The sequence below is a fragment of the Bacteroides sp. AF32-8BH genome, assembly GCF_003435205.1.
GTDB classification, from domain to species: domain Bacteria; phylum Bacteroidota; class Bacteroidia; order Bacteroidales; family Bacteroidaceae; genus Bacteroides; species Bacteroides ovatus.
Genome location: NZ_QVLZ01000024.1, coordinates 44260 through 63029, shown reverse-complemented (window position 1 = coordinate 63029; position 18770 = coordinate 44260). Strand labels below are relative to the sequence as shown.

The window sequence follows — 18770 nt, the reverse complement described above, 5'->3', positions numbered from 1 at the left end:
TACTATTATACAATTTATTATTGACTATTTCTAAGAAATCATTTTCAACTATCAACTCTTCATTTTTCTAAAGTTCGCTTTCTTTCAAGCGTTCCGCGTTTTCTGCTACGATCAGGTGGTCGATACAGTCTTGAATATCCCCGTCCATGAATGCAGCAAGATTATAAATCGTGTAATTGATGCGATGGTCGGTGATTCGTCCCTGAGGATAGTTGTAGGTGCGGATTTTAGCAGAACGGTCTCCGGTCGATACCATTGTTTTGCGCTTGGAGGCAATGTCATCGATGTATTTCTGATGTTCCTTGTCATAGATAAATGTACGGAGACGGGCCAAGGCACGTTCCTTATTTTTCGGTTGGTCACGTGTTTCGGTACATTCAATAAGTATTTCTTCGGCAATGCCTGTATTCGGGTTCTTCCAGATATAACGCAGACGTACTCCGGATTCTACCTTATTTACATTCTGTCCACCGGCACCACCACTTCGGAAAGTATCCCATTTGATTTCTCCTTCGTTGATGACTACATCGAATTCTTCAGCTTCGGGAAGTACCGCCACTGATGCGGCAGAAGTATGAACACGTCCTTGTGTTTCGGTAGCAGGAACGCGCTGTACGCGGTGTACTCCCGATTCATATTTTAAAGTTCCATATACATTATCGCCCGTGACACTACAAACAACTTCTTTGAATCCTCCTGCTGTTCCTTCGTTTGCATTGGAGACTTCCATCTTCCAACCTTTGGTTTCACAGAATTTGGCATACATACGAAAGAGGTCACCGGCAAAGATAGCTGCTTCATCACCTCCTGCACCGCCACGGATTTCAAGAATTGCGTTCTTGCTGTCTTGCGGATCGGCAGGGACAAGCATCAGTTTGATTTCTTCTTCCAATACCGGAAGGCGCTCTTGACTATTGTCCATTTCTTCTTTCGCCATCTCGCGCATTTCAGCATCCGATTCATTAGCAAGGATATTTTTAGCTTCTTCAATATTACCCAGTAATTGGATATATTCTTTCCTTGCTTTCATCAAGTCGTCTAATTCCTTATATTCTTTAGTCAACTTGACATAACGTTTCTGATCGGCAATCACTGCCGGGTCTGTGATAAGGGTAGATATTTCTTCAAAACGGGCTACGAGTCCGTCTAATTTTTCTAATATGGTACTGTTATCTGCCATTCTTTAGTATCTAAATTCTCCGAATTCGCTCTTAATGATTAATTCTGTTTGCTCACATGCTTCAACACGTCCTACAATCTGTGCCGGAATACCGAATGACTCGGAAATAGCAATTACTTCTTCTGCATGTTCCGGTGACAAATAAACTTCGAGGCGATGTCCCATATTGAATACCTTGTACATTTCTGCCCAGTCCGTACCACTTTGTTCTTGAATAGTTTTGAATAAAGGAGGAACAGGGAAAAGATTATCCTTTACTACACGAACGTTTTCAACAAAGTGTAAAACTTTGGTTTGTGCACCACCGGAGCAGTGCACCATTCCGTGGATTTCCGGGCGCAGTGCATCGAGTAATTTCTTCACTACTGGTGCGTATGTACGAGTAGGGGAGAGCACTAACTTGCCTGCATCAATTGGAGAGTCTTCTACACTGTCTATCAATTTTAACTTGCCGGAGTAAACTAATTCTTCAGGAACTGCGGCATCATAGCTTTCCGGATATTTTTCAGCAAGATATTTTCCGAATACATCGTGACGGGCACTTGTCAAACCATTGCTGCCCATACCGCCATTGTATTCTTTTTCGTAAGTAGCTTGTCCGTAAGAAGCCAAACCAACGATCACGTCACCCGGACGAATATTGGCATTGTCGATAACGTCTGAACGTTTCATGCGACAAGTTACGGTAGAGTCAACGATGATCGTACGAACCAAGTCGCCGACATCAGCAGTTTCACCACCGGTTGCGTATACCCCTACACCCATTTCACGGAGTTCGGCCAGCAATTCATCTGTTCCATTGATGATGGCGGAGATTACTTCTCCGGGAATCAACAGTTTATTACGTCCAATGGTAGAAGAGACAAGAATATTGTCTACGGCACCTACACAAAGCAGGTCGTCGATATTCATAATCAATGCATCCTGCGCAATACCTTTCCAAACGGACAAATCACCCGTTTCTTTCCAGTACATATAAGCGAGAGATGATTTGGTTCCGGCACCATCGGCATGCATAATATTGCAATATTCCGGGTCACCTCCCAATATGTCCGGGATAATTTTGCAAAACGCTTTTGGAAAGATTCCTTTGTCGATGTTCTTGATGGCGTTGTGCACATCTTCTTTTGATGCGCTTACTCCACGCATCATGTATCGTTGATTACTCATGAGTTATAGAATTATTTTGTATACGGCTGCAAAAGTACAGCTTTTTTTTGGTACAGCCTAGAAAAACAGTCAGGTAAATTCCAGGGTAAACTTTCGATTATAATACGACTATGCGTGTAAAGCCAAGATTATAATGCATATTTTATATGTTCACTCCAGATTGAATCAATCAGTTTTCCAACTGTGGCATGACACCTCAAACTATATTCACTGATGTTTATATTGTACTTTTCAAGCAATGCTTTTCTTAAATCAGCATACTGAATTTCTGCAACATAGAAACCTGTATTAAGTGTTATTAGTTTTCCCTTGCAGAAAGGGCGAACGAAATTGAATACATCATTTTTAGAACTGAATTTTCTCTTCTTTTGAGCTGGTGGAAGTGTATTGGGAATTGTAGAAGTCTTTCTTTCCCATATTGCATTAACAAGATTTCCTATGGTAAATAGATTACTGATTGCTTTCTCACTATATGTTAATTCATAATCTTTAGCTAAGATTTGAATTAAAGGATATATACGTAAACCTGCAGTGATAATATTGGTGTCAAGAGTTATTAAAGATCCTGTACATAAACTTCGAACCAATCCAAATACATCATTCTTGTTCTTGAATGTTTTGTTTTTATTTGTATTTAGAACCTCATAATAACCAAAAATAACCAGATATATCTAAGCATAAATCTTTAATATTCAATATGTTCTAAAAATTAACAGTTTTCGACTGCTTTTTGATGCTTCCCAAATTTCCACTTATTTTTGAGCCATATTTCTGACGTGGAGAATTTGCGGAGTTTATTTTTTGTCATACCGTGCAGTGAGTTGTCAAGGGTTTACAACCATTTACAATGAGTGACAATTTCCTTCCCGATATGTAGCAACAGTCATATCGTGTAGAAATGCGACAACGGTTGACTTCCGTTTACATCCGTTTATCACTTCATGAATATATTAATAATGAAGCTAACAAGTAAACGATAGAGCAGTATGAAAACAACGAAGAAATGCATTTTTTGTGGCAAGCCGTTTGCAACCCGGAGCGGGATGCAAAGGTATTGCAGCGAGGCCTGCCAGACGGAAGCCAAGCGAGCCAGAACAGCGCAGAAGAACAACCTCTTCAAAATTGCCAGTCCTATTATGGAGATACAGCATCAGGAGTATCTCACCTTTTCCAAAGCAGCCATCCTCATGGGCTGTTCCCGGCAATACATTTACAAACTGGTAGCCACCGGCAAGTTGAAAGCCTCACGCATCAGCAATCGCATGTCATTCATCCGTAAGGCTGACATTGAGCGGATGTTGGAAGGCAATCCCTATCACCGTATTCTCCCGGGCAGCACTTCCAGACCGAAGCAATCCACTTCATCTTTCTTGCTTGCCAAAAAAGAAAAGAGGGAACATAAGGCTGATGAAGTGCTTGACTTCTATTCGGGCGAGGAAGTGATGTCCCTTTTTAAGGTAAAGCGGTCATGGCTGTACACTTCCGCAAAGCGTAATCATATCCCCATTTGTCGCATAGCTGGGAAGAACTATTACAGCAAGAAGCATATTGACGACTTCTTTGGTGTGTCTGTCGATATAAGCAGGATAACAGACTGGCTCCTGACGGAGGAAGCGGAAAACCTGTTTGGAATGAAGCCCTCTGCACTCCGGGCATACGTTTACCGCCACAAGATACCCACTAAAAGAGAATACGGACATACCTATTATTCCAAATCTCATTTGGACGAACTCCGTAGAACCGACCTTGTGAACGATGAACGCTATTGTACGGTAGAGCAGGTTCAGCAAATTTACGGGCTTTCATCCGCCAACATCTGCCACATAGTCAAAACAAAGCACATTGAAAAGATAAAGGTGGGTGTGAAGAACCTGCTCCTGCGTTCTGATGTAGAACGTGTCATGGCAGAGAGGAACAACCAACCGTGAACACTCCGTATTATCGGAAAATTATTTAAAAATGATTGTCGTGAGAATACTCACGATTGTTTCACGTTATTCCTTTGCACTGAAAACACGGGACATTCCCGAAAATGTACAACCAATTAAAACCATCACCCATATGAGCAAATGCAAGACAGTTACCTTGCGCAAGCGCAAGATTAAGAACGGAACACAGTATTCACTATGTCTGGACTATTATCCCGGCTACCGTGACAATACCACCATGAAGGTGATTACCCGTGAAGCCCTCGGGATTTACATCTTCGCCAGACCCGCCAACCAGCAGGAGCGTGATTTCAATACACGCATGATGAAAAAGGCGGAAATACTGCGCAACCGACGTTATGAAGCTATCTTCAACGAGAACAACGGCTTCTTTGACAAAGCTAAAATGAAAGGCAATTTCCTCGCCTACTTCAAAGAACTGGCAGACAGGAAAAACACCAAGTGGCAGCATGTATATAAACATTTCGAACGTTTCGTTAACGGCAAATGCACCTTCGAAGAAGTGGATGTGGACTTGTGTCGCAAGTTCATGGAGTATCTGCTTGATGCCCCACAATCCGTTCATACCGGACAGAAGTTGCATGTCAATTCTGCTGCGGGTTACTGGTCTGCTTTTCGTGCCGTTCTCCATACCGCTTACCGTGACAGGAAGATCAAGGAGAACCCAAACGGATTCTTAGACCGCATAGAGAGCATCCCAACCATGAGGGAGCATTTGAGTCAGGAGGAACTGATACGGCTTGCCGAAACTCCCTGTGAAGAGGAAGTTTTGAAAAGGGCGTTCCTTTTCGGCTGCCTGACCGGACTGAGGAAAAGCGACATCAAACAACTTACCTGGCAGCAGATACAGCCGTACACCAACGGCAAGATGTTCGTTACCACCCGTATGCAGAAAACAAAGCAGATTGTACACAACCCCATCAGCGACGAAGCCTACAGGCTGCTTGGAGAGCGGCATGACGGACTTATCTTTGACGGATTCAAGGACAAAATGCTGCAAGGACCGTTGAAACGGTGGCTCCTTGCGGCAGGCATAACCAAGAAGATAACCTTCCACTGCACCCGACATTCATTTGGAAGTCTGCATGTGGAAATGGGTACGGACATGACTGTTATCCAAGCCTGTCTGGGACATAAGAACATAACTACCACACAGATTTATTCCAAGATGGCTGCGCAGCAGATGTGTGAAGTTGTTGACAAGATAACCTTGAAACGCAAGGAGGTTTAAGGCATATTAAATAGTCTCCGGTTCATTGATGGAGGGTACGGTCAAGCGTAAAGACGACAACCGTACCCTCCATTTTTCCAGTATTCCGCTAATACTAACTCTGGAATATGAAAACCGGATATGATTTAGGATTTTTGGTGAAAAACGATGAAAAAAAGCCCTCCAGCCGCAAGGAATGGAAAATATTCGGAAGAATACTATTATTTTTGCAAGGAAGGAGAACAGAATCGAGTAATAACCAGAAACAAAGACATGAATATGGAACCGTCCATCAAAGACAAATATATCATTTTAGGCTTCATCTTCGTAGCCATCTGTATGATTTCTTTTTTTATCACGATAATCATCGCAGCAAGTTTCAACCAGGACAATTTTGTAAGGCTGATAGTCTTCGTGTGCAGTAACCTTCTCGGATGGCTGCTGTATCTCTCTTTTCAGACAGTTATCTTCGATACATACGAAATCTACAGAATCAAGTTCGGCAAAAAGGAGATGAAAGAGATTACTACGGAAACCGTAGCCTTGCAGGAAGAAGAACCGCAGAATACAATAGAACCAGTAGCGCAGATAGCGGAAGAGGCAAGCCCCGATGCACACCCCATAGAGCTGAATATCGACCCGAAGCGTCACGAAGAAATCCGTTCAAGTTATAAAGATGAGCAGGACAAGGAAAATGAAAGACGCATCCGCATGGTAGTGGAGTATATACATTTCTACATGCCTCGTATCGCAGACGAGGAGACAGTGAACCATGTCTGCAATGAGGTGAGCAACTGGATGAACAAGAACAACTACAAGCCGAAGCCGATAAAAAGGCGGCTGACACAGGACATCTCCAATATTCCGCTCCGTCATTTCATATGGAACATAGCGGAGCGTTGCATGTACAAGAGATATTATAATGGGGATAACCGTGCCCGTTTCGTCAAAGAACTTTTCCCACGCGAGTTTGCCGAAACGGATATAGCGACCATCAAGAACTTCAAGGTTGACCCGTTAAAGTCCCCGATTCCCATTGACGAACCCGAAGACGGTAAACCGGATTTCCATTATCCGAATGGTTACTTGCGAAAAGAGTAAGAATCATCCCGTCTTTGAGCAATAACGACAAGTAGCCGACACTACTTAACAGCCTGTTTAATAGCATTTCCCGAATAACATTACCCATCGTTCACGGTTGGGCATCGTTATTCGGGAATTATTTTTTCGTGGAGGTATTCACGACCCTATCATTGCAGTCCTTTGCGGCAAGTCTTACAAAAGAGACGAATCGCAATATGGAAAGAACCAATCTGACTTTCAACGACCTTCCAGAGGTTGTGGCTCGGCTTCTGGACGAAGTCATGAGCCTGAAAAGCCTGCTTACCGAGCAGCACAGTGTGAACCATGCCAAGGCGGTGGACACCCATGTCCCCATGTCGGTAGATGAAGCGGCAGAGTACTTGGGAATACCCAAAGGAACGCTCTACATGAAGCTTTCGGATGGAAGTATTCCTGCCACTAAACCCGGCAAGCGCTATTGTCTTTACCGGGACGAACTTGACAAGTGGCTGGAATCCTCTCGGAAGAATCCGGTACCATTGTCCGACGAGGAACTGAATGAATCCATTTCCTCTTCACACCGCCGTAAACCCACCCAACGTAACTGGTAAGCGTTATGGAAGAGGACAAGAATTATATCAGTCTGATACAGGGCGACCTTGCAAGGGCTTCCCAGGTGCAGACCGGCATGCCGGAAAGTGTAGGCATGATGACCATCAAGACAGCCAACCTAACTATTCTTGAAGCGTCACAGCAACCTGCACCCCGTGCACTGTGGAAGAGTTTCTGGTATGAGGGCGAATTGTCCTGCCTCTTTGCGGACTCCAATGTGGGTAAGTCCATACTTGCCGTGCAGATAGCCGACCGTATCGCCCGGACAGACATTGTCCTGTATCTGGATTTTGAACTGTCCGAAAAACAGTTCCAGCTTCGCTATACCGACGGACATGGCAGGCTGCATACCTTTCCCGACAAACTGTACCGGGTATCAATAGACTGCAACTCCCTGTTGGATGTCAACTTTGAGGAAGCCATTATTGGCAGCATCGAACAGATGGCATTGCAAACCGAATGTAGGATTTTCATTGTAGATAATCTTACCTACCTGTGCTGTGCCATTGAGAAAGGTGATGCGGCGGGACGGCTGATGATACACCTAAATAATCTCAAAAAGAGGTACGGGCTGTCAATCCTTGTACTGGCACACACTCCCAAACGTTCCATGGAGTGCCCCATCACATCCAACGACCTTGCAGGAAGCAAGCGGCTCTACAATTTCTTTGACAGCGTATTCGCCATCGGAAAGAGTGCCCTTGACGGGGGACTTCGCTATGTGAAGCAGCTCAAGGTGCGTTATGGCACCTTCTCCCATGATGCGGACAATGTGATTATCTATGAGATTGAAAAGGTGGATGCTTTCCTGCAATTTGTTCCCAGGGGCTTTTCTACAGAAAAGGAACATTTGAAACGGCTTGGCGACAACGAATCAAGCCAAAGGGACTTCCAGATTCTGCACCTTGCCCAATCCGGAAAATCTGTACGGGAGATAGCCTCGCAAGTGAACTGTGGCAAATCAACCGTCAGCCGGATAATCCAGCGCAGCAAAAATGGTAGCCATACGGATGGACCGAGTGTTCCACCGTCCCGTCCCATAGGGAAAAGGGACAATGGGACAGCCAACGAAGCAAGACAGACGGAACTGTTTGCCGGACAAGGAAACGGGGAGGACAAGGCATGAACAAGTGGCCTGCACATACCTGTTTAAAGAGAAATGATTCCGCTTGCCGGATAAATGATCGTACAAGCAGAAGCCGGTTTTACTGTTCTGTTTCAAAGTGTCCCGCTGTCCCGGTCTTCATACACGGGACAGTGGGACAGCATGGGACGGACGGTACCCGACCAAGCAGGTTTCGGAAAACCATCAAAGGTGATTTTGTAAAGAACTCCAAAAGGATTTTATATAAAGTAATGACAGTCAGCAGAGTGGCTACAGATGAAAATAGCAAGTTACCTGCCTTTCACTTGACAATTCCAAAACAAAAGGACTGTGAGAGCAGAGATTGTCCCAAGTGTCCCGAAGTGTCCCATCGTCCCAATCCTTGGAAGGACGGGACGTGGGACAGCGGGACAAGACGTGGCAGCAATAAAAATCAACCAACAGAATTGACATTAGGTATGGTAAACTATTCGTTACAGAAATACAAAGGGACTGCAACACGGCATACCTGCCCGAATTGCGGTGACAGACATTCTTTCGCCTACTATGTGGACGATAGCGGTGTACCGTTGCATCCGTCCGTAGGCAGGTGCAACCATGAAAGCAGTTGCGGTTATCATTATACTCCCAAAGAGTATTTCCACGACCGCCCTGAATGTCGTACCGCCAAGAGTTTTTCTTTTGACAAGAATAAAACAGAAAGGAAAACCGGACAGGCATCCCGGCAGACGGTTACAGGTTACATATCGCCACAGTATGTGGAAAGGTCGCAAAGCGTGCATAGTAACTTCTTCCGCTTCATTTCCTCTCTCCTTGGCTCTTATTATGGCAGCAAGGCAAAGGAAGTATTGAGGCGGTTGCTGGAAGAGTACCGCCTTGGAGCTACTCGGGACGGTGCTGTCATTTTCTGGCAGATTGACCGGGAAAACAAGGTACATACAGGCAAGGTGATGCAGTACAATCCAGAGAACGGACACCGTATCAAGGGAGGAGAAGCATTGGCAGTGGACTGGATACACAGCAAACTGAAAAGGCAACGGGTATTGCCGGAAGAGTGGCAGCTATCCCAGTGCCTCTTCGGGGAACACCTGCTGAATGTCTATCCCGATAAGGTAGCTGTCTTGGTGGAATCCGAGAAAAGTGCAGTTATCGGCTCTGCCATATTTCCCGGTTATGTATGGCTGGCGGCAGGAGGCAAGAGTCAGATGAGAGAGGAAAAACTCCGTGTGCTGGCCGGACGAACCGTACTCCTCTTTCCCGATGCCGATGCTTATGCCGAATGGAAGCAGCGTGCCGAGTGCATAAGTTTCTGTAAAGTGATAGTGTCTGACCTTATAGAAAAGAACGCCACACCGGAGCAGAAAGCAGCCCATATTGACATAGCCGACTGGATTGTTTTTCAGATACGGGAAAGTAAAATAATGTGTACAGCCAGCCATCTTGTAGAGGCGGAAAGAATCCTCGGGCGGATGATTGATAAGAACCCCGTTCTGCAAAAACTAATCAATGAACTTGACCTTGTATTGGTCGGTACAGCCCCAATATGCAACGGTAGCGAAGACCCTCCATGACGGAGGAGAACGGAAGCCGGTGACACGGGATGCGGGAAGAAGTGCTTGCACTCTTATAGCCCACTATAACTACACGCTCCGCTTTCGTAGTTGTGGGCTCTCCCGAGGGGCTGGGCGTTGCCCCGTCCCACTCAGGACGCTGCCCTGAGAACCCGGCAAGGGCTGTCAGCCCTATGCAACCTGACCAAAGAGTGACCCTCTCTTTGGAAACTCCGCTTATGGGTAACACCCCTAAGAACCCCATGCGGTTATAAGCGGACAGAAGCAATCAACATTATCCAACAACCCCAATCAATTTTCAAGAAAATGGCTACAAAATCAAGCATACATATCAAGCCTTGCAATGTTGCTTCCAGCATGCCTCATAACCGGAGGACACGCGAGTACATGCGCAATATTGCCAAGTCCAGAATCTATATCGTTCCCGAACTCTCCGCCGGTAACGAGCAGTGGGTAAACCGGAACTTCGGCAGCCCCGATCTGCAAAAGCACTACGACAACATAAAGCGGATGGTAAAGGAGAAGACCGGCCGTGCCATGCAGGAGAAAGAACGTGAGCGTAAAGGCAAGAACGGCAAAATCATCAAGGTGGCAGGATGCTCTCCCATACGTGAAGGAGTGATGCTCATCCGACCGGACACGACACTGGCGGACGTGCGTGAATTTGGTAATGAGTGCCAAAGACGCTGGGGTATCACACCGCTCCAGATTTATCTGCACAAGGACGAGGGACATTGGCTGTCCGGACAACCATCGCCGGAGGACAGGGAGAGTTTCAAGGTGGGTGACAGATGGTTCAAGCCGAATTACCATGCGCACATTGTATTCGACTGGATGAACCACGATACAGGCAAGAGCATAAAACTCAATGATGACGATATGACAACGATGCAAAACCTAGCATCCGATATTCTCTCAATGGAGCGGGGACAATCAAAAGCCGTTACGGGAAAGAAACATCTGGAGCGTAATGACTTCATCATTGAGAAGCAGAAAGAGGAGATGAAGCGTCTTGACGCTACGAGGCAGTATCGGGAGCATCAACTGGAAAAAGCCAACCAAAAGATGCACGAGGCTGAAATAATCACCAACACTCTAAATGAAATAGCTATTCAAAAGGAACGGCAGAATGAAGAGCTTGACAGAGCTATCAGCGAGAAACGTTCCAGGCTGAATAAGGAGAAAGGCAGTGAACTGCTCAATGCCGCTGTCGGCTGGGCTACAGGCAGGTCAAAGGCTCTAAAAGGCGAAATAGAGGATTTGCGTCATGAGATTTCCACACATGAGGAAACCATCGGGCAGTTACAAGGCACAATCCGGACCATGCAGAACAGCCACCACCGTGAATTGATGAAGTTGAAAACTGAACATCAGTCTGAATTAAGCCGCAGGGATGCCGTGCATTCAGAGGAAACTATGAAACTTAAAAACCGGATTGCATGGCAGAATCTGATTATTGAGAGTCTCGGCTTCCTTTTGCTCAAGATAAGCGAGATTTTTCGCAAGGCGGTACACAGTATCATCCGTTTGGCAAGGGATTATTACAAGCCACGTTTTGATACGGAGCAGGTAGCGGACATCAAGGGTGCACTTAACCTGTTCGGTGAAGACAAACAGTCACACAGAGCCGCCGGTGATTTTCTGTATTTCACGGCAAAGCGGAAAGGTGATTTTGACAGCCAGCAGCAAATCAAAGCCAGACGGGAAGTCGATAACATACTGGAGGGACATTATGACCAACAGCAAAAGATGGGGCGTTCGATGGGAAGATAAAAGATAATCCAGTAGATTTCGGTTGAATTTATATCAATCAACCGAAATCTACTGACACACATTTACATCCAATTCCATTCTACTTTGTTCGTATCAGTTTGATTTTGACAGGGATCAGTAGTTGTAGAATCTGTTTTCTCTTCTACATTTTTTGTCGGATTCAATGAAACAGGAAATTGAACGCCCAATTCCTTAAGCCTTTCCATTATCTCACGTGCGTGGTTAACATATTTAGGAGTTCCCAAGTTTTTATTGACTATATTTTGCACCATATATGCCAAGCTATTTCCTTTTTTACCGATATATAATGGATTTGCTCCATAATCCCACAATAAATCCACCAAGTCTAACCTTCGACCTAATACTGCTCGTTGCATTGGAGTATAATCTCCAAAAACTTGATTGATATTCGCTCCATTTTCTATTAAATAACGGACTCTTTTCTGATCTTTTCCGGGATTACCGACGCAAGCATGTAAAGGTGTTATATTAGTGTCATTTACGTTTGCCCCTTTTTCAACTAATAATTTTATATACTTTATAGGATACCAATGATTTCTGCATACGCATCCTAAAGGAGTTAATTTCTCGATACTTCCATCAGGGTGTTTTATTATTGATAATTGATTTGGGTCGGCTCCAAGTTCCAATAGAACCTTTACAATATCGTATCTCTCTAAAAAAATCGCATATAAAAGATATGTAAAACCAGATACTCCCGGTTTGTTTATATCTACTTTACCAGAACTGACATTCTCTTTAATTTGTTTCTTGTTTTCATGATATATTGCTTTCGCCATTGAAAACTCCAAATAGTCTGTACGACTAAAATATGTTTCTGGCTTAAATTTATCTACTCTCATATTACAGCAATTAAAAATGATTAACAAAACGATGCTTGATAACAGACAACAAAACTTATTCATATTCAGTATAAACTTTTACATCAGGAGTGTTTTTTTGTTCCGCCATAAGAGTTTCTTTTAATTTGGACTCCATTAATGAATGCCCGGAAAGCAAGGAGCAGTCCGTCTCAATTCCTATTTTTTGTCCCGATACCTGTGGCAAGCTATTAGTTAAGAAAATTCCGCTACCTAAAAAAGATAGGAATCCACATTTGGATGATGCTAACAAAGCCATCAATATACTTCGATGATTCTGTACTATGTTGAGCGGATCTTTATCTGAGTAATACGCTTGTATATGTTGTGTGTTTTCAATATCAACTTCTTGGTCTTTAAAAGTCTGTTCATGCACACCTGCCGCATTAAAGGTGTATGTGTTTGCACCTGTTACCGAACCTCCAATGGTAGCTAATCCTCCACCTAAAGAATGTCCTGTGATTATGAGTTTTTTATTATCTCCTTTTTCATTCTCTTCTTCGATCTTTGAACTTATTTCATTTGACAATGATACAGCATTCGCATATTGACCATCCTCCTTATCATCCAATCCAAAAGCCTGTCTTCCATCTGTAACAGCATCCTTCTGATTGAAGTTCCCTTCATCATCTCGTAGCTCTGTTCCGGCAAAAGCCAAAATATACATATCTCCATTTTTGAATAGCTTAGCCTTAAAGCCATTTAGAGAGTTAGTTAGAGGGGTTTCTATTTTAGTTCCAAATTCTTTTTCTAAATCTTTAATCTCAGTCCAACCATTAGGAATTTCTGCATTGTCTTTATATCTTGGAGAGTTCTCATCATCTACATTATAAGCGCAATTTGACAAAGCGAGAGCATCCAAAACAATTTCAATTTGGGGTAAGATGATAGATACCATACCACCCAAAAGACAATTCAATTTTGCATCAGGCATCAATGCCTTTTGATTCTGTAGTAGAACAGTGTCTTTTACCATTGTCCACCTATTCGGTTTCGTTAGACAAGCGCAGATACATGGCATCAACGATAGCAATTTCCCGCTAATTGAACCTACAAGTGCCCCTGAACCTATAGCTGCTACGATTCCGCCAATGGCAGCACCTCCGGTGAGAATAGCTCCGGCTGCTATAACAGCTCCAACAAGAGCTCCAACGAGCGCCCCTGCTGTAACCATCTTCAAACAATAGAAATTCCCGTCCATGCGGTCATTCATGGTTGCTACAAGTTTACCATGCGCATATATTGTACTTTGGCTGTTTACCTGTATGCGTTGCATACAAGTTCCCTCGGAACAAATCAGCCAATTCCCATCAATCAAAAATTTACGTGCCATATTTTTAGTTGATTATGAGATTAGTGAATGTAATTTTCTTTTTGTGTATAAAGTTCTCGCAAGACTGTTCCTGCATCAGAACCTCTATATTCTGAAGAATACGATCAGTATTGAATTCATAAACAGCCTCAATATCGAAGTTGTAATCAAAACGACATTGTGTCAAAGGTCTTATCTGTTTGTCATATTTTCCCATCATCGAGGTTCTATGCTGGACATAACCTTGTCCTTGCAGACATTGTTGCCCGCCACCTGATATGACACGCTTCATATCAACATCAATCATAGCCCCCTCGTTCAGAACGGATGGTAGTTCTACTCTAAATTTATCCTCTTTTCTAAATCGCATAAGAAAAATCTGATGCAATAGAGATTTCTTAATGGATTCAATGAAATTGTAGTAAGTGATACTCAAATTCTCAATCATCTTCCTTCCCTGTTTTACATCTCCGTATTCAGAAACAAGCGTATCCTTTATTTCAGTCCACCTATCCTCAATTTCTTGATTGTTTACGACTGAAATAATCTTTCCCATTTTATCCAGATGAAGATGTATATGTTGCGATATGGGATTGAGTTGTTGTAACAACTTGTATGTTGGATATACCTCTGGCGCATTACTTTGTGGATATTCAATAATATCAATTTCTATATTATGAATCAGACTCTTATCAATGTAATTGCATACTCGCCATTTTTGGCATGTCTTCTCATCATAAATACACTGATGATTTATTTCCATAATACTTGCTATCTCTATGAGATAGTCAAAATAGCTTTTATCGGTCATTGTGTATTTATAAGTTTAGTGAAACATGGATTCAGATATTTCTTTCATATCAGAGAGAAAAGGTAGAACTATACAATGCCTTTTCTGATTAAAGCGGCGATTATACTTTAATAACTTATACTTATATCCATTGATTTCCAATATTAATCCCAATGCCATGGCTTGTTGATTTACGTTGAACTTTTAATTTTACACTCGCACATTGTCGTCTGTAAATTGGCATTAGAAAACATTTCCACTTATCCAAACATTATAGTAAGACATGTTTTCCAATCTTACCATGATGTTTTATTGTAGGAAGAGGAAGAGAAAAATAAAACATCGGACTTGACTAATCGCAAAATTATAAGATTACTTTGTAAAAAGCAACTAAATACACATTTAATTGTATATCTGGTGCTGTTTTTTTGCAGATAAAAAATAAAAGATTACCTTTGCATCAACAAATCCCGCTCGCTTCCCGTAAGATTAGCGTACCCAGCGGGACATTTTTATTTATGGGAGTTAGATATACACATCAAGCCATAACCACAGAGCAGCAAATTGATATTCTCAAAGAGAGAGGTTTGCTTATTGATGATGTTGAGCAAACTATTAAGGTGCTTGACACCATCAGCTATTTTCGCCTTGCTGGTTATTGGAGACACTTTGAAGCCGACCGTTTTACTCATCAATTCAGAGAAGGCAGTAGTTTTGCTGATATTATAGACCTTTATTCTTTTGACAAAGAACTCAGAGTTTTATTGTTTACCGCCATTCAAACGATAGAAGTTTCCGTTCGCACAAAAATAATCAAGTACTTTGCTCTTCAATTTGGTGCATTTTGGTTTATGGACGAAAATTATGCGACCAATGGGATGCGTTTCGCAGCGAACTTGGCTGTTATCCGTAAGGAAGTATCTCGCTCTCATGATGATTTTATTACAAAGCATTTTCGCAAGTATAGTGAGCCAGACTTACCTCCTGTTTGGAAAACGTTGGAAGTTATCTCAATGGGTACACTATCCAAACTTTATTCTAACTTTTCGGATGCTACCGCTAAACATGCCGTAGCGAGAGAGTTCGGCTTGAATCATCACAAATTCTTGCGAAGCTGGTTGGAGTGTCTTGCCGTGCTTCGTAATTGCTGTGCCCATCATTCAAGGCTGTCAAACCGTGTCTTTCCTGTAAAACCAATGATGCCTGAGCGTATGCCGAATACATGGATTGCAGATTTCACGTTTCGTGAGCAAACTCTTTATCCGCAATTATGCTATGTAGTGTATTGGCTCAACTCCATCTCTCCTGATAACACCTTCGTAGCCAGTTTCAAACGACTTCTGGCAAATCACCCATCAGTAAGCCCCCATTTGTTAGGATTTCCTTGTCATTGGGAGCAAGAACCTTTGTGGAGATAATGAATATCTGTCTAATAAAAGTCATCTACGAAAACAAGGAACATATCAAATAAAATGTAGTAACTTCATAGTGGCTTGTAAAATGAACCTAAATAGATGTGGAATGTAAAAGACAAATTACACAAAAAAAGCAACTTATATTAAAGTTAAAAATCAATAAAAGCGTTAAATCTTCACCCTTTAGAATATACCATTAAAAGTTACGACCATATTTCTGACTTATTAGTTGCAAAATATTGAGTAATAATCGGTTGTAAATACTTTATACTGAATTTACTACAGACGAATTTCCTGATGCCATATTTGTAGATCTGTTGACATAAGACACTTCTTGTTTGGGTACGATAGGTTTTGATTGAGATTGTGTTTTAACTTTTTGCTCTGCTAAAAGATTCTCATATTCTTTCTGTACTTTTCTAGCTTTAGTTTGTTCATCGGACAGACGTTTTTGTAGTTGTTTGTTTTCCTCTATAGAATACAATAAACGCTTCTCTTTATCGAGTAAATCATTTTTTATTTTTTCATTTTCTTTTTTGCTTTCTATTATGGAAAACTCTAATTCTTTGATTCGAGAATCTGATTCTTTATTTAGGATTTGCATCTGCTTGATTTCAATCTTAGCTTTTTGTATGGCAGATTCATTCTTTTTTTAATTTTCAGTCATACTCTTGCAATCTTCAGTAGCCTGCAAAAGAGAACGTTGCAATCGTTGATTTTCGATTTCTAAATTACTTTTTATGGTCTGCAGTTCACTCACCATATTTATACTACGCCAATTGGTTCGCGCTACAGACAATTGTTTCTCATCCAATTGATAAGTGTTATTTCCATCAATGTAGTATAATATAGGAAAAGTCCAACCACATCTGTTGCAAAAATCAGAAGATATTGACACTTCTTTATCACATATAGGGCATATCTTGGTTGTATTTCCTATATATGTTTGTTTTTCAAATATTTGCTTGACTACATCTATTTGTTGTAAAGTCAAACGTTGACAGTCTTTTGCCAAAACGCTGATTTCTTCTTTTATCTTTTCCTTCTTTGCTTCAGCCTCTTTCTCTTGTCTAAGCTTTTCTTCTTCCCGTTGTTTTTGGGCAATATCTTCTTTGACTTTATTAATGGCACGGAGCAAATCTTTTAATGCATTTTGGGGATTTTCTTGATAATCGATATAATCTAATGGACGTATCAGAAGTTTAAATTTCTTGTTGTACTGGCTATTATCTATTTTTACAGGAATGATTGCTTTTTCTCCATCCAAAGCTTCAAATATTTCGCCTGCGGTCCACATCGATTCGTTCGAATGTTTGGAGGATATGAATATGAGCATCTTAGATTCAGCTATTGCGCCTGTGATAATTTCAATGAACTCTTGTCCACTGTAAATTCCGTCTTTATCGAACCAGTAGGTAATACCATTTTCATCGAATACATTTTGGATTTCCGCTATGGCATTACCAGGTATTACATTGTAGCTTTCATCAACGTAATCTCTGCGTGAATAGCTTATAAAAACATCGTATTTGTATTTCATGTTATATTATATTTCATTGGTTCAACCTAATATTTATCTACTGGCGTCAGAATTACTGTGTTTGGTATATTCATTCCAAATAGAATCAACAAGTTTATATAATGTAGAGTGGCATTTTAGAGTATGCTCACCAATATGGATGTTATATTTTTCGTATAATGCATCTTTTAGATCTGTATATTGAATATCTGCAACGTAACAGCTAGGATTAAGTGTTAAAAACCTTGCTTTGCAAAAGGAACGAACAAAATTGAATACATCATTTTTGTTCTTGAATGATTGATATTTCTTTGAATTTGTTGTAGAGAATTTGTCTAATATTATATTTCCTATTTCTCTTGCAGAAGGAACTTCCTGCTTCAATTCTATATTCTTTTGAACTTTCAAAAGGTTTTCATATTCTTCTTGTATTTCCTTAACTTTAGTTCGCTCATCAAGGAGATATTTTCGTAATGTCTCTATTTCATCCATAGCATTTTGTAGAGCATATTTATTATCGGTCATACTTTTATGTTCTTCGGTAGCTTGTAAGGGGGAACTCTTCAGAGGTTGTTTTTCGGGCTCTAAACTGTTTTTTATTATACTACACCAATTAGTTCGAGCTATGGATAATTGTTCTTCATCCAAAGGATAAGTGTTGTTTTCATCAATACAGTATAATATAGGGAAAGTCCAACCACATCTGTTACAAAAATTAGAAGATATTGATACTTCCTTGTCACATATAGGACATATCTTGGTTGTATTTCCTATATATATTTGTTTTTCAAATATTTGGTTGACTACATCTATTTGTTGCAAAGTCAAACGTTGGCAGTCTTTTGCCAAAACACTGATTTCTTTTTTTATTTTTTCTTTCTTTGCTTCCGCCTCTCTCTCTTCTCTAAGCTTTTCTTCTTCCCGCTGTTTTTGAGCAATATCTTCTTTGACTTTATTAATGGCACGGAGTAGATCTTTTAATGCGTTTTTGGGATTTTCCAGATAATCAATATAATCTAATGGTCGTATCAGAAGTTTAAACTTCTTATTATACTGGCTATTATCAATTTTTACAGGGATAATTGCTTTTTCTCCGTCCAAGGCTTCGAATATTTCTCCTGCAGTCCACATCGATTCGTTCGAATGTTTGGAGGATATGAATATGAGTATCTTAGATTCAGCTATTGCGCCTGTGATAATTTCAATGAACTCTTGTCCACT

At 41.5% G+C, this 18770-nt stretch carries 17 protein-coding genes; 8 read left to right on the top strand and 9 right to left on the bottom strand.

All coding sequences use genetic code 11. The annotated features are described in order from the left end of the window. Nucleotides 1-67: 67 nt before the first annotated feature. The 3 genes from prfA to DWZ47_RS17350 form a co-directional block, all read right to left on the bottom strand. Entirely contained in the window at nt 68-1180 is a 1113-nt protein-coding gene (prfA, locus tag DWZ47_RS17360) for a peptide chain release factor 1 (protein WP_117513957.1), read from the bottom strand. Between the two features lie 3 nt (nt 1181-1183). After that, complete coding sequence (locus DWZ47_RS17355) at nt 1184-2350, bottom strand: AIR synthase-related protein (protein ID WP_004304535.1); 1167 nt, start codon at nt 2348-2350, stop codon at nt 1184-1186. Between the two features lie 128 nt (nt 2351-2478). Continuing rightward, on the bottom strand, nt 2479-2937 hold the full coding sequence (locus DWZ47_RS17350; protein WP_233525070.1) for a hypothetical protein: 459 nt from the start codon (nt 2935-2937) through the stop codon (nt 2479-2481). Nucleotides 2938-3336: 399 nt separating this feature from the next. Here DWZ47_RS17350 and DWZ47_RS17345 point away from each other — a divergent pair, with 399 nt between their 5' ends. The 7 genes from DWZ47_RS17345 (at nt 3337) to DWZ47_RS17315 (ending at nt 11632) form a co-directional block, all read left to right on the top strand. After that, a complete protein-coding gene (locus DWZ47_RS17345) occupies nt 3337-4278 on the top strand; it encodes a helix-turn-helix domain-containing protein (protein ID WP_087395206.1) in 942 nt (313 codons plus the stop codon). A gap of 133 nt (nt 4279-4411) precedes the next feature. Next, the gene (locus DWZ47_RS17340) at nt 4412-5530 is read left to right on the top strand and encodes a tyrosine-type recombinase/integrase (RefSeq protein WP_087395221.1); all 1119 of its coding nucleotides are present in this window, start codon (nt 4412-4414) and stop codon (nt 5528-5530) included. Nucleotides 5531-5788: 258 nt separating this feature from the next. Continuing rightward, a complete protein-coding gene (locus tag DWZ47_RS17335) occupies nt 5789-6610 on the top strand; it encodes a transposase (protein WP_087395218.1) in 822 nt (273 codons plus the stop codon). Between the two features lie 197 nt (nt 6611-6807). Beyond that, nucleotides 6808-7182 carry a helix-turn-helix domain-containing protein gene (locus tag DWZ47_RS17330; RefSeq protein WP_087395202.1) on the top strand — a complete coding sequence of 125 codons (375 nt, stop codon included), beginning with the start codon at nt 6808-6810 and terminating at the stop codon, nt 7180-7182. Between the two features lie 5 nt (nt 7183-7187). Then, complete coding sequence (locus tag DWZ47_RS17325; protein ID WP_087395199.1) at nt 7188-8309, top strand: AAA family ATPase; 1122 nt, start codon at nt 7188-7190, stop codon at nt 8307-8309. Between the two features lie 437 nt (nt 8310-8746). Then, complete coding sequence (locus DWZ47_RS17320) at nt 8747-9859, top strand: DUF6371 domain-containing protein (protein WP_087395195.1); 1113 nt, start codon at nt 8747-8749, stop codon at nt 9857-9859. 306 nt (nt 9860-10165) lie between these two features. Continuing rightward, a complete protein-coding gene (locus DWZ47_RS17315) occupies nt 10166-11632 on the top strand; it encodes a mobilization protein (RefSeq protein ID WP_087395192.1) in 1467 nt (488 codons plus the stop codon). Nucleotides 11633-11694: 62 nt separating this feature from the next. Here DWZ47_RS17315 and DWZ47_RS17310 read toward each other — a convergent pair whose 3' ends face one another. From DWZ47_RS17310 to DWZ47_RS17300, 3 genes are read right to left on the bottom strand one after another with little or no spacing between them, the layout of a single operon-like run. Further along, nucleotides 11695-12495: an ankyrin repeat domain-containing protein gene (locus tag DWZ47_RS17310; protein WP_158570387.1), complete on the bottom strand. Its 801-nt coding sequence runs from the start codon at nt 12493-12495 to the stop codon at nt 11695-11697. Between the two features lie 55 nt (nt 12496-12550). Then, nucleotides 12551-13846: a PAAR-like protein gene (locus DWZ47_RS17305; RefSeq protein WP_087395188.1), complete on the bottom strand. Its 1296-nt coding sequence runs from the start codon at nt 13844-13846 to the stop codon at nt 12551-12553. 4 nt (nt 13847-13850) lie between these two features. Continuing rightward, nucleotides 13851-14588: a hypothetical protein gene (locus DWZ47_RS17300; RefSeq protein ID WP_147330787.1), complete on the bottom strand. Its 738-nt coding sequence runs from the start codon at nt 14586-14588 to the stop codon at nt 13851-13853. Nucleotides 14589-15133: 545 nt separating this feature from the next. Here DWZ47_RS17300 and DWZ47_RS17295 point away from each other — a divergent pair. Then, nucleotides 15134-16033: an Abi family protein gene (locus tag DWZ47_RS17295; protein WP_087395216.1), complete on the top strand. Its 900-nt coding sequence runs from the start codon at nt 15134-15136 to the stop codon at nt 16031-16033. A gap of 262 nt (nt 16034-16295) precedes the next feature. Here DWZ47_RS17295 and DWZ47_RS31045 read toward each other — a convergent pair whose 3' ends face one another. From DWZ47_RS31045 to DWZ47_RS17285, 3 genes are all read right to left on the bottom strand, one after another. Beyond that, the gene (locus DWZ47_RS31045; RefSeq protein ID WP_233525069.1) at nt 16296-16634 is read right to left on the bottom strand and encodes a hypothetical protein; all 339 of its coding nucleotides are present in this window, start codon (nt 16632-16634) and stop codon (nt 16296-16298) included. A 48-nt stretch (nt 16635-16682) separates the two neighbouring features. Continuing rightward, nucleotides 16683-17570: a TIR domain-containing protein gene (locus DWZ47_RS17290; protein ID WP_233525068.1), complete on the bottom strand. Its 888-nt coding sequence runs from the start codon at nt 17568-17570 to the stop codon at nt 16683-16685. A 33-nt stretch (nt 17571-17603) separates the two neighbouring features. Next, nucleotides 17604-18770 (bottom strand): toll/interleukin-1 receptor domain-containing protein (locus tag DWZ47_RS17285; protein ID WP_217725701.1); only part of this gene is annotated, 1167 nt, incomplete at its 5' end.